The sequence below is a fragment of the Streptomyces sp. NPDC090442 genome (assembly GCF_044769405.1).
Lineage (GTDB): Bacteria > Actinomycetota > Actinomycetes > Streptomycetales > Streptomycetaceae > Streptomyces.
In genome coordinates this window covers 1-11,973 of the sequence record NZ_JBIVXW010000128.1, presented here as the reverse complement: position 1 = coordinate 11,973, position 11,973 = coordinate 1, and the positions used below count along the sequence as shown (strand labels likewise).

General features: G+C 68.3%; 10 protein-coding genes and 2 pseudogenes. 9 read left to right on the top strand and 3 right to left on the bottom strand.

Annotated features, from left to right (window positions below):
* The 4 genes from ACIQU6_RS42570 to ACIQU6_RS42555 all read left to right on the top strand — a co-directional run.
* A partial coding sequence (locus ACIQU6_RS42570) for a carbamoyltransferase C-terminal domain-containing protein (protein WP_403487733.1) occupies positions 1 to 186 on the top strand: 186 nt, incomplete at its 5' end.
* Positions 187 to 294: 108 nt separating this feature from the next.
* Entirely contained in the window at positions 295 to 1,089 is a 795-nt protein-coding gene (locus ACIQU6_RS42565) for an ABC transporter ATP-binding protein (RefSeq protein ID WP_403487731.1), read from the top strand.
* A 36-nt stretch (positions 1,090 to 1,125) separates the two neighbouring features.
* The gene (locus tag ACIQU6_RS42560; RefSeq protein ID WP_403487729.1) at positions 1,126 to 3,657 is read left to right on the top strand and encodes an ABC transporter permease; all 2,532 of its coding nucleotides are present in this window, start codon (positions 1,126 to 1,128) and stop codon (positions 3,655 to 3,657) included.
* 218 nt (positions 3,658 to 3,875) lie between these two features.
* Positions 3,876 to 4,565, top strand: coding sequence for a transposase domain-containing protein (locus ACIQU6_RS42555; protein WP_403487735.1), 690 nt, complete (start codon positions 3,876 to 3,878; stop codon positions 4,563 to 4,565).
* Between the two features lie 81 nt (positions 4,566 to 4,646).
* Here ACIQU6_RS42555 and xerC read toward each other — a convergent pair.
* Together xerC and ACIQU6_RS42545 are read right to left on the bottom strand one after the other, a co-directional pair.
* Positions 4,647 to 6,363: pseudogene (gene xerC, locus ACIQU6_RS42550) on the bottom strand (tyrosine recombinase XerC).
* On the bottom strand, positions 6,360 to 7,040 hold the full coding sequence (locus tag ACIQU6_RS42545; RefSeq protein ID WP_403487727.1) for a transcriptional regulator: 681 nt from the start codon (positions 7,038 to 7,040) through the stop codon (positions 6,360 to 6,362). The pseudogene xerC and the gene ACIQU6_RS42545 overlap by 4 nt, the downstream one beginning before the upstream one ends.
* 97 nt (positions 7,041 to 7,137) lie before the next feature.
* On the opposite strand from ACIQU6_RS42545, the gene ACIQU6_RS42540 reads away from it, so the two are divergent.
* The gene (locus ACIQU6_RS42540) at positions 7,138 to 7,407 is read left to right on the top strand and encodes a hypothetical protein (RefSeq protein WP_403487725.1); all 270 of its coding nucleotides are present in this window, start codon (positions 7,138 to 7,140) and stop codon (positions 7,405 to 7,407) included.
* A gap of 274 nt (positions 7,408 to 7,681) precedes the next feature.
* A pseudogene (locus ACIQU6_RS42535) lies at positions 7,682 to 8,257 on the top strand (hypothetical protein); the annotation flags it as partial.
* Between the two features lie 301 nt (positions 8,258 to 8,558).
* On the opposite strand, the gene ACIQU6_RS42530 reads toward ACIQU6_RS42535, so the two are convergent.
* Positions 8,559 to 8,972: an ATP-binding protein gene (locus ACIQU6_RS42530; protein WP_403487723.1), complete on the bottom strand. Its 414-nt coding sequence runs from the start codon at positions 8,970 to 8,972 to the stop codon at positions 8,559 to 8,561.
* A 501-nt stretch (positions 8,973 to 9,473) separates the two neighbouring features.
* Here ACIQU6_RS42530 and ACIQU6_RS42525 point away from each other — a divergent pair.
* The 3 genes from ACIQU6_RS42525 (at position 9,474) to ACIQU6_RS42515 (ending at position 11,776) form a co-directional block, all read left to right on the top strand.
* A complete protein-coding gene (locus tag ACIQU6_RS42525; protein WP_403487721.1) occupies positions 9,474 to 10,577 on the top strand; it encodes a helix-turn-helix domain-containing protein in 1,104 nt (367 codons plus the stop codon).
* A 14-nt stretch (positions 10,578 to 10,591) separates the two neighbouring features.
* On the top strand, positions 10,592 to 11,170 hold the full coding sequence (locus ACIQU6_RS42520) for an HD family hydrolase (protein WP_403487719.1): 579 nt from the start codon (positions 10,592 to 10,594) through the stop codon (positions 11,168 to 11,170).
* 465 nt (positions 11,171 to 11,635) lie between these two features.
* Positions 11,636 to 11,776 (top strand): hypothetical protein, encoded by a 141-nt coding sequence (locus tag ACIQU6_RS42515; RefSeq protein ID WP_403487717.1) that lies wholly within the window; start codon positions 11,636 to 11,638, stop codon positions 11,774 to 11,776.
* Positions 11,777 to 11,973: the final 197 nt, after the last annotated feature.

Genomic DNA, 11,973 nt, shown 5'->3' with positions numbered 1-11,973 from the left:
CGCAAGACCAAGTTCCGTGAATCCTTCCGCCCGTTCGCCCCCGCGGTCCTCGCCGAGGACGCCAAGGACTTCTTCGATCTGACGCAGGAGAGCCCCTACATGCTGCTGACCGCCCAGGTCGCCGCGGCACAACGACGACAGCCCGAGGCCGCCGGCGCCGAAGAGGTCACGGGCCTGCTGAGGTGATGGACAGGTGGCGCGTATAGGGCCAAAAGTTGACAGGTCGGTAGTTCCTGGGGCGGAGTCGGATGTAGGCCGCGCGGTGGATGATTGTCATCGTGGCGGCAGTGAAGGATGGGAAGCAACGTTCTCTTTCCGGAGGCTTCCTTGCTCTCAGCACCTGCAACTGCCGCAGTGGCGGCCCGTGCCACGGATCTCACCAAGGCCTACGGGCAGGGCGAGACCCAGGTGGTCGCCTTGGACGCCGTCTCCGTGGAGTTTCGCCAGGCCGAGTTCACCGCGATCATGGGCCCCTCCGGCTCCGGCAAGTCGACCCTCATGCACTGCATGGCCGGGCTCGACACCGTCTCCCGCGGCTCGGCCCGCATCGGCGAGGTCGAACTGACCGGGCTGAATGACAAGAAGCTGACCCGGCTGCGCCGCGACAAGATCGGCTTCATCTTCCAGGCCTTCAACCTGCTGCCCACCCTGACGGCCCTGGAGAACATCACGCTCCCCATGGACATCGCCGGCCGCAAGCCCGACCAGAAGTGGCTGGACATGGTCGTCGACACCGTCGGCCTCTCCGGCCGTCTCAAGCACCGCCCAAGCCAGCTCTCCGGCGGCCAGCAGCAGCGCGTCGCCGTCGCCCGCGCCCTCGCCGGGCGCCCCGAGATCATGTTCGCCGACGAGCCCACCGGCAACCTCGACTCCCGCTCCGGCGCCGAGGTCCTGGGCTTCCTGCGCAACTCCGTGCGCGAACTCGGCCAGACCGTCGTCATGGTCACGCACGACCCCGTCGCCGCCTCCTACGCCGACCGCGTCGTCTTCCTCGCCGACGGCCGCATCGTCGACGACATGCGCGACCCCACCGCCGACGCCGTCCTCGACCGGTTGAAGCGGTTCGACGCCAAGGGCCGTACGAGCTGACCATCGCCGGACACGATCTCCAGGACTGACCTCCCCATGTTCCGTACCGCTTTGCGCAATGTGCTCGCGCACAAGGCCAGGCTGCTGATGACCGTGCTCGCCGTACTGCTCGGCGTGGCGTTCGTTTCCGGCACCCTGATCTTCACCTCGACCATCTCCGAGGCGTACCAGAAAAACTCCCAGAAGGGCTTCAACCACCTCGACGTCGCTATCCGCCCCAGCGGCTCTGCAGGACTCGGCCAGGATCTGCTGCAGGCAGCAGGCAAGCTCCCAGGGGCTGCTGCTGTGAGCGGCACCGTCTCCGGTTTCACGGCCGTTGTCGGCAAGGACGGCAAGCCCGTCGGGGACGGTTTCACCATGCAAGGTGCGAACTACGCCCCCGGCGCCGACGGCAAGGACGCCCGCTACCCGCTCAAGGACGGCCGCGCGCCGAAGAGTGCGGGCGAGATCGCGTTGGACGCCAAGACCGCCGACCGCGCCGGCTACAAGGTCGGCGACACCGTCCGGATGTCCGTGAACGGCCCGGTCCTCCGGCCCAAGCTCACCGGCATCTTCACCACCGCGGATGGCAACGTCTCCGCAGGCGGCAGCCTCGCGCTCTTCGACACCGCCACCGCCCAGAAACTGCTGGCCAAGCCAGGCGAGTTCAGCGAAATCGTCATCACAGCCGCCCCCGGCACCTCACCGACGGTTCTCAAAGCCGCGACCGAGAAGATTCTCCCCAAGGGACCGGACGGCCAGGACACGGCCTGGGCTGTCACCGGCGCTCAGCTCGCCGACGAGCAGGCCCAGGCCAACGCCCGGGACCTGGACAGCATGAAGACCACCCTGCTCACCTTCGCCGGGATCTCCCTGTTCGTCGGCGTCTTCGTCATCGCCAACACCTTCACCATGCTCATCGCCCAGCGCACCAAGGAGCTCGCGCTGCTGCGCGCGGTCGGCGCCAGCCGTCGCCAGGTCACCCGCTCGGTCCTCATCGAGGCACTCGTCGTCGGCACGGTCGCCGGCGTGTCCGGACTGCTCACAGGCATCGGCATCGGCGCCGCAATACGCTTGCTGCTCACCACCACCTCCGCGACCGTACCGGACGGGCCCCTGGTCATCTCCCCGGCCACCGTCCTGCTTTCGTTGAGCGTCGGCATCACCGTCACCGTCCTCGCCGCCTGGCTGCCCGCCCGCCGTGCCGCGAAAATCCCGCCGGTCGCCGCCCTGAACAGCGTGCACGCCACCGCCACCACACGCTCCCTGACGGTGCGCAACACCACCGGCGCACTACTGGCTGCGACAGGCATCGCCCTGGTCCTGGCCGCCACCCGCATGGGCACCAGCGGCAAAGTCCCCATGGGCGCGGGCACAGCACTGCTGCTGACCGGCGTGATCGTACTCATGCCACTGCTGCTGCGCCCGCTGACCGCGGCAGCCGCCCCACTCCTGCACACCGCCGGCATCTGCGGCAGGCTCGCCCGCAGCAACGCCCTGCGCAACCCCCGCCGCACCGCCGCCACCGCCTCCGCGCTGATGATCGGGATCACACTGATCACCGGCCTGACCGTCATCGCCCTGAGCGTCCAAAAGGGCATCGACAACAAAGCCGCCGCGTCACTGAAGGCCGATTACCTGGTCAGCATGGCCAACGGCAACGCTCTCTCCCCGGACGTGAACAAGACCCTCGCAGCCACCCCCAGGGTGAGTGCCACCAGCCCCCTGCGCAGCGCCTCCGCGAACGTCGACGGCACAGACACCCGCCTCACCGGCGTCAACGGCAAGACCATCTCCGAACTGATCCGGCTGGACTTCACCGAAGGGTCCCTCACCAGGCTCGGCGACAACACCAAGCCCATGGCTGTGGCCGACACCCAGACCGCCGCCACGCGCGGCTGGAAGACCGGCTCGGTGGTACCGGTGACCTTCGAAGACGGCAAGCAGAGCACACTGACCATCTCCGGCATCTTCCACGGCAACGACCTCTTCCGCGGCATCCTGCTCGACAACGCCATCCTCGCCCCGCACCAGAGCCACACCACCGACCAGCAAGTCATGGTCAAGGTCCACGGCGGCGCCACCGACGCCGCAAAAGACACCCTGCACCAAGCACTCGCCAACAACCCCGTCATCACGATCGCCGACAGACACGCCGTCTCCAACCGCATCGCCACGACCGTCAACCTGCTGCTCAACATGGTCTACGCCCTGCTTGCCACCGCCCTGGCCGTCGCATGCCTGGGCATCGTCAACACCCTGGCCATGTCCGTCTTCGAACGCTCCCACGAGATCGGCGTACTGCGCGCCATCGGCCTGGAACACAAGGGCGTCAAACGGATGATCCGCCTGGAAGCCCTGACCATCTCGCTCTTCGGCGCACTCTTGGGCACCGGCCTGGGCATCCTCCTCGGCTGGGCCGCCGGCGAACTCATCCGCCAGCAGTTCACCGCCTACGAATTCGTCCTGCCCTGGGGCCGCACAGCCGCCTTCCTCGCACTGTCCGCGCCCCTCGGAACACTGGCCGCCCTCTGGCCCGCCCGCCGCGCAGCCAGGACCGACATCCTCACCGCAATCAATGGCGCATAACTGATGGCTTCAGAGTGAGTGCCTCGGCCTCAACACCGCTGCATTACATGGTGGATGAGCAGTTCGAGGGGTTTTGACCCTTGGCTCTCAGACCGTTGTGCCCTGAAAAGCTGCAACGGGACCCCTGAAGAGCAGCTTGCTGCCAGGCATGTTGATCAAGAAGGAGTCCCGTTGCGGGAGAAGTCTGTCATTTGCGTACCGTCGAGACGGCCGGGGGTGTGTTCGCGCCGGGGCATCTGGGTGAGCTGACCCGGTTCATCGACTTCGCCCTGGTGGACGCGATGCTGGAGGAGACGGGGACGGTCCAGCGCAGACTCGGGGTCCTGCCGTCGCGGGTGGTGGTGTACTTCATGCGCACCCTGGACCTGTTCGAGTCGTACTCCTACCGGACAGCCTGGGCGGCGATGACCTCCTCGCGCACACCGCTGGCATTGGTACGCCCTGCCGTCTCCTCGCTGTCGCGAGCCCACCGCCGTATCGGCGCGGCACCGCTGAAGCTACTGTTCGACACGCTGGCCGGCCCGGTCGGGGATCCCGGGCGGCCGGGCGTGTTCTGGCGCGGCCTGCGGTGCGTCGCCGTGGACGGCACCCAGCTGCACGCTCCCGACGATGCCCAGGTCACCTGGCGTTACCCGAAGCGCGCCGGGGAAATACTGGAGTTCGGCTACCCGCTGCTGCGGCTGGTCGCCCTGTGGGGTGCGGCACCCGTGCCCTGCTGGCCGCGGCCTTCGCCCCCGAGGACGAGGGCGAACTCACCTATGCCCGGCGCCTTCTCGGCGCACTGGACCCGTCGATGTTGCTGCTCGCCGACGCCGGCTTCGACGCCAACTGGTTCCACGGCATACGCACCAGCGGCACGCAGTTCCTGGTCGGTTCCTCCGCCCGCCGTGTCCCCTCCCCCCTCCTAAAGCGGGTGTCGGCAGTTCGAATCTGCCCGGGGGCACTTTGTAGTAGCGCGCTGACCTGGGGTTTCTCCCCAAGGAGGCGTTTTATTCGGCCTCGGACTCCTCGTCCGGGGCCGTTTGCGTGAGCGGACGGGGTGCCAGACCCCGGTTCCCCGCCCGACGAATCAGCACCATTCGGCACGGACTCCGGGCGGGATTCCTCTGTCATTTCTGGCTCGAGATGCGTCTCCTCAGCCTCGTCGGACCCGGGTTCGGATGCCGGGGCGGCGTCCCCCTCCGTCGCGTGCACGGCACCCTCGGAAGCGGCACGTGCGCGCGGCACGAGCCGGGCCGCGGCTTCGGCGATCGCCCGATCCGCCTCGGGGAGCAGACTCGTGTACGTGTCCGCCGTGATCGTGATGGAGGAGTGGCCGAGCATCTCCTGAATGTCCTTCAGGTCGGCGCCGGCCGCGTGGGCGAGGGTTGCCGCTCCGTGGCGCAGGTCGTGGAGCCGGATCGGTGGAAGGCCGATCTCCTCGCACAACTCGACGAAGCGGCGGGTGACGTTGGCCGGGTGGAGCATCTCGCCGTTCTCGCGGGTGAAGACGCGTCCGGTCTCCACCCAGGCACTGCCCCACTTCGCACGGTCTACGTCCTGTTGGGTGCGGTGCTGCTTGAGGGCTTGGATGGTGTCCGTGTCGAGCGCGATGGTGCGCGCACCGGCGTCGGTTTTGGGGTCGTCCTCGTACACCTCCCAGCCGTCTACGACGAGTTGCTTGGCGACGGTGATGCGGCCGTCGTCGAGGTGCGTGTCGGTCCACCTCTGCCCGCACGCTTCGCCCCTTCGTAGCCCGCGGAAGGTGATCAGGTGCCACAGGGCGTACAGGCGGTCCTCCGCGACCTGGTCGAGGAAGAGGCCGGTGTGCTCCGGCGTCCACACCATCACAGGCGAGGGCTTCTCGCCGGTGCGCTTCCAGTGGAGGATGCGCTCCTCGGTCCACACGAGAGCCTTGGGGCGCTTACCCGCCTCCAACTCGACGTGGGCGGCCGGGTTGAAGGTGATCAACTGCTGGGCAATCGCGGCGTTCAGCGCGGCCCGCAGCGTGGAGCGCACACGCTGGCGCGTAGCGGGCCCCACGATGCGGCGGTAGGGATCCATCTCGTCGATGGCCGCCTTCATCGCCTTGCGGCGGGCGCGATGTTCACGACCCTTCCACGGGATTTGGGCGAGGTCCTCGACCGCCTTGCGGCGCGCGGAGTTGCCCTCGGCGATTTCGACGTTGGCCTCGGCGATGGCCTCGAACATCTCCGACAGGTGGGCAACCCGAAGGCGGTCCAGCCGCAGGTCCCCGATACGCGGTTTGAGGTGGAGCCGGATGTTGCTCTCGTCGCGGCTGATGGCACTCTGTCGCCCTTTCTTGCCCGCCAGCCACATGTCCAGCCAGTCGCCGACGGTGAGGCGGCTGGTCAGGTCTAGGCCGTGGCTGAGACGACGACGGGTCGCCTCGACCTCCGGCAGCGAAGCCTTCTCGTCGGCCACCTTCTCCAACAGTTCGGCGATCTGCGCCAGCCCCTCGGGATCGTCGGCGTCGGCGAGCCCGAGGAGCGCGCGTATGTGGTCCAGATCAGCCTGGGCAGCCTTGAGGGTCTCGTAGCCGGCGCGGCTGAAGGAGCGACGGGTGCCGTCCTGGCGGGGCGGGAGTTCCTGGCGTATCGAGTACGAGCCGTGCTTCCGGCTGGAGAGCTTCGGACAGCTCTTGCCGAGGGGCTTGCCGGTCTTGGGGTCACGGCAGTAGCAGCGGCGGTGGGTGGAGCCCTTCAAAGGCGTTCCTCCGATGAGGTGTTGGGGTCTGACTCAGGTGGGTCGACGTCGCCCAGTGCGGGTGGCAGGTCGGGTGGGGCGGCTCCTTCGTCGCGGATGTCGCGACGGAGGTAGCGGAGGGTGTACTTGGCGGAGATGGCCTGGTCGGCGTATTCGCGCTGTTTGCGTTCGGCTTCTTCGCGTTGGGCGCGACTGGTCGCCGCCTTGGCCGCGAAGCGGGCCTGTTCTTCCTCTTCGAGCGCGGCGAGCGCGGTGCGGACGAGGCTGGCGTGGTGCTCGAAGTCGGGGACCAGGCCCGGGTCGTGCAAAGACACCTCCTCCTCGCCGGTGAAGCGGCGCAACGCTTCCCAGGTGGGGATGAGGTCCTGGAAGGGGAGCTCCTGGGTCTCCTCGACGTAGCCGACGGGGAAGATCAGGCAGACCGGGTAGGTCTCCAGGGCGGCGGCCAGGACCATGACGTCCACCAGCGGGAGGTTGGCGCGGCGACCGGACTCCATGTTGGCGATCACGTTGCGCGGGATCGAGTGCCCGAGTTGCTCGCACCGGTCGGCCAGGTCATGCGCGCTCCATCCCATCTCCTTTCTCCTGCGGCGGACTTCGCCGGCCACGTTGGCCTTGATCCGGTCCGCCCACTCGGGAACGTCGTCCTCTTCATCATCGAAACGGCGTTGTGTCATGTGGACACATTAGCTTGGTCATCCTGGTTGATAGACGCCTGGAGATGGACGTGATGGGCACGTTCGCCGACGGCTGTATCGAAAAGGGGTGCGCTGCATGCGCGACAACGAGATCGCCGACCGGATGAAGGGCATGAGTCGGGAGGAGTTGCTGTCCCTCCCGGCCGCTGTTGACCTGGAAACGGGCAACCGGGCACTCGGGTTGGGGCGGAGCAAGGGGTACGCGTTGGCGAAGCGAGGCCAGTACCCCTGTCGGGTGCTGCGGCTGGGCAACACCTACCGCGTGGTGACGGCCGACCTGCTGGAGCTGCTGGGCCTGGCGGCGCGAGAGCGGGGCACCGTAGCAAACGGTTCTGCGCTGAGCTGACACAGACACGCTGGACTGTGCCAGGGGGTGGACGTACTGTCCGTGTTCAGAAACTGAACGACCCACACGTTCAGACACTGAACGTCCCGCGCGTTCAGAAACTAAACGCCTCGCGTGTCCCGCCACGGGACACCCCAGATGTCCCGTCACGGGACAAAGCGAGCCCCCGGCGCGGCAACGCCGGAGGCTCAGCACACTCCCACCGCCCGTATCCACCGAACGATCCGCGTGCGCTGAGCCAGCATGCCCGGCGCCGCAGACGAGGAGCTGCCCTGTGCAACCTACGACACCCGACGCACATTCCCAGACCGACGAGACGATCTGGCCGGTGACCGCGATTCCAGGGCAGCCGGGTGCCCACCTGGTCGACGCGCGAGTCGAGGCGGGGAACGAGGCGCCTTCGGGCGGTGATGCGGCGAAGCAGTCGTCCGTCCCGAAGCCTCGAACGACGACTGCTGGCACGTTTGTTGGGCCTGTGCGTCAGGGCGAGCAGGTGCTGGCCGATCTGCGGGCGCAGATCGCGCGGTATGTGGTGATGCCCAATGAAGAAGCGCTCACGGCGGTGACGTTGTGGGTGGCGGCGACGCACCTGCAGCGGGCGTGGCAGCATGCGCCGCGTCTGGCGATCGTGGCGCCGGAGAAGCGGTGCGGGAAGTCGCGGCTGCTGGACGTGATCACCGAGACGGTGCACCACCCGCTGATCACGGTCAACGCCAGTGCTGCGGCGATCTTCCGGTCGATCGACGACGAGGACCCGCCCACCCTCCTGGTCGACGAGGCCGACACCCTCTTCGGCACCACCAAGGCCGCGGAGAAGAACGAGGAAGTGCGCGGCCTGATCAACGCCGGCCCGGCCGCAACGGCCTCTTCGAGCAACGCGAGTGCCTCGTGTTGGAGGGTCCGGTCTCCGGAGTGATGGGCGATCCACCAGGCGGCGTTGGCACCGGCCTCGCCGACCAGAGGGTGGCCGGGCCAGCCGTGCAGGGCGATGACCAAGCGGAGCGTCTCGGTGGCGGTGTCCTCGATCTCCCGCACCGTGACCTCGGACACCTCATCGGCGTGGAGGTCGGCGTGGGCGCGGGCCTGCTGGTGCTGGCGTTTGAGGTCCAGCAGGGTCAGGGCGATCTGGGGTTGAGCCGGTCGTGCGGCGCTCACTGCGTGTTCTCCTGCTCGGGGTGGATGCGTGTTGGTGGACTCAGGTGGATGCGGCACCAGACGACCTTGGTCCCGTGGCTGGTGATGTCGAATCCCCAGGCGTCGGCGAGGAGTTCAAGGAGCTGGAGGCCGCGACCTCGTTCGTCGTCGGCAGACGGCCGACGACGCCGGGGCGGGGTGGGGCACGCGTCGCTCACCGCCACCACCAGCCCGCCCGGGAGGGAGCGGACGGTGACGGTGACGTCGGCGCCGGGGGAGTGCCCGATGGCGTTGGTGATGAGCTCGCTGACCAGCAGTCTGGTGTCGTCGGCGCGTGCCGTGATCCCGTGTCTTCGCAGCGTTCGGGAGACGTCGCCACGGGCCACCGGGACGTGCGCGGGCGTGGCTGCGTATGAGGCATGCAGCAGCAACTCGCCACGCTCGTAGGGTGGTTTGGGTACGTTTCCAGGAGCAGGCCGGTGCGTGGCGGGTTCGTCGGCTCGCGCATCGAAGGCTTCGTTCGGCTCCTCGCTTACGTGGAGTTGGCCGTACCGGTCGCCCCGGAAGACGCGAAGCGTTCGCCGCTTTGCCCTTGCTGCCTCCAGGGCACCCGTGGGTCGCCGAGGGGAGGGTCGTGCGGGAGGGCGCGGTGCCGCGTCGTCGCGCGGTCCGACCACAGGAGGCAGGGCGTTCACAGCGCAGCTCCTCATCAGGGGTGGGAGGCGCCCTGGCCGCCCCTGTCGGGGGACAGCGGCGGCCAGGGCCGTACGCCGATCGGGGCGCGTGCGGATTGCGGCCGACCCGGCGGTTGCCAACTCCCAAGGCCCGCTCATGCCCTGGAAGTTGGCACTCCCTGAACGTAGGGTCGGCAGAAGCGCGGTAGGACTGACTACCAGTACGTGTTAGGTGGCAGGGCGCACCGGAGGGTCCTCATGAGTGCCAGACCGTCCAGCCGAACTCGCCTCTCCGCAGGGGCAGTCGCCGGCTTCGTGCTGCGTCTGACCAGGGAGTCCATCCCGCTCACGCAGACCGCCATGGCCGAGGCGCTCGGCGTCGACCTCGGCACGGTGCAGGGGCGGGAGTCTGGCCGGCGACCCTTGGCCAACATGAAGGCCGGCGCATTCCTCGACCTCAAGCGCCGCCTGCTGACCCTCGGTGCGGATCACGCCGCCCTCGGCCTTCTGGACGCCGCCATGGACGCAGACCGGATCGTCGATGCCGCGCTCGCCCCACCCGAGCAGCCCGACCTGCACCCCCTGGCCGGATGGGTCCACACCCGCGACACCGCCCACATGATCGCCTGGGCTGTGAACGGCACGGCGCCACCGGCCTTACGCGACCGCAGCCCCTCCCGGCGTGGTCCTGTGGCAGAGGCTCCCCTGATGGGCGCCCAGGATCGGACTGCCTTCTTCACCAACCTGCGTGACGCCGTGGAAGCCGCCGCCCAGGCCGGCGACGGACAGGCCCTCCTCCGCCGTCAGGCGCTCTACCTCACCTCCTACGACCGCAGTCCCGAGGCCGACTCCTGGGCCGCCCACGCCCTTCACGCCCGCCGCGGCATTACCACCGCCCGAGGCGGCTCCCCACGCTGGGCAGAGGCCCGCTCCACCGCCACCGCCCTGTCCCGCCGCGGCGACCCGGTCCCGCTCCTGGACTTCATCGACCGAGCCATGGCCGACGACGACGCGGCCGAGGCCGCCAACCTCAACTACTGGGCTTACTGGATGGGCGCTCTGCGCGAACCGCAGGCCAACGACCACTTCATGGCCGACCGCGCCCTGACCGGCTGGGACCCGGTCACCCTCCTGCGCGACCTCGCCCGCGGCTTCGTCGAATCACCGGGCTATGTCGACCTCTACGCCCACTCCCTGTGGGCACTGCTCACAGCCCACCCTTGGCTCCCACGAGCATCCCCAACCCTCGCCCACTCCCTTGCCGACAGGGTGGCGCGGATACTCGACGCTGGCGTGATCTCCCCACGATCCCGGCGCGAACTCGGCGCCGTGCACTACGTTCTACGCGATCAGCAGCACTGACACCGGAGGGCACCATGGCGGACGAGACGACCAACGCGCGAGGCACGGCGGGGTACCTCCTGGAGATGGGCATGCTCAAGCGCGCCAAGCGCACCGGTTGGTGGATCGCCGGCGTGAAAGACCCCGAGAGCATCGCCGAACACAGCTTCCGCGTCGGCGTCATCGGTGCCGTCCTGGCGATGATGGAAGGCGCCGACCCCGCCAAGGTCGCCCTGATGTGCCTCTTCCACGACACCCAGGAGACCCGCGTCGGCGACATCCCCCACATCGGCCGCCGCTACGTGGAAGCCGCCTCCAACGAGAAGGTCACCGCCGACCAGGTCTCCGCTGCCCACCCCGCGGTCGCCGCCGGCGTCCAACGCGTCGTCCAGGAGTACGAGAACGGCGACTCCCTCGAAGTCGTCGTCGCCCACGACGCCGACAAGCTCGAATGCCTCGTCCAGGCCGTCGAGTACCGCGAACAGGGCTGCGCCAACGTCCAGAACTGGATCGACACCAGCCTCGCCAAGCTCAAGACCGCCTCCGCCCAGGCCCTCGCCGAAGCAGCGCTGAACATGCCCTCGGTCGAGTGGCAGAAGACGTACCTGCGCTGACGTTGGAACTGGCAGGACGCTCCGGAACGCCCGCCCACCTTTGACAGGGGCGGGCAAAGCTCATACGGAGCCAACAAGTCGACGGTTGCCCAGGTCACGTCCGATGGGTCATGTGACCGGAGAACGGCGGGATGAAGTCTTCGACGACTTCGCCATCAACACCCTCGCCCAGGGCCCGGATGACGGAAACTGGTAAGCATGGTGCGGGCCGGTGACACCGTCCGCGTCGCGGAAACTGCTCACCCGCGCGGCCGAGCCTCGCCCGGCGCAACGGCGGGAACGCAGGTCAGCCGCCAGTAGCTGCTGGCCGACGTCGCGAACCTCACGGCCCGCAATAGCTGCCTGTCCGCGCACATCACCCGGCTCGAACGACGCCTTTCCGAGGCCCTGGGACAGGCGGCTTGGGAAGCCTCCGGCCTCGGCGCCCCGACCGGCATCGAGACGCTCACTCGTCGGGTCACCGAGTTGGAACAGCAGATCCTCGATCTCCGCGCTGAACTCGTCGAACGGGGCGAGGACCTCGCCGCCTCACGCGCTGCGAACCGGGAACTCATGGCCCAGATCAACAGTCGTTCGACCAGAGAGTCCGGCATCACGCAAAGCTAGGTGCGGCGGCGTGGGACGCTGTTGGCGCCTTTGTGTAGCGCGGTGCCCCGCAGCATTCAGCCCTCAGGAGTGGCACGCACGCACGGATTGGTGGACGGGATGCTTAGTGAGTGTTTTTGATCGCTTGATCTTTCGAGTAGCTGGTTTCTTGAGGGCGTTCGGAGTGCGGCAGGGTGGCGGCACGGAGCCGAACAACC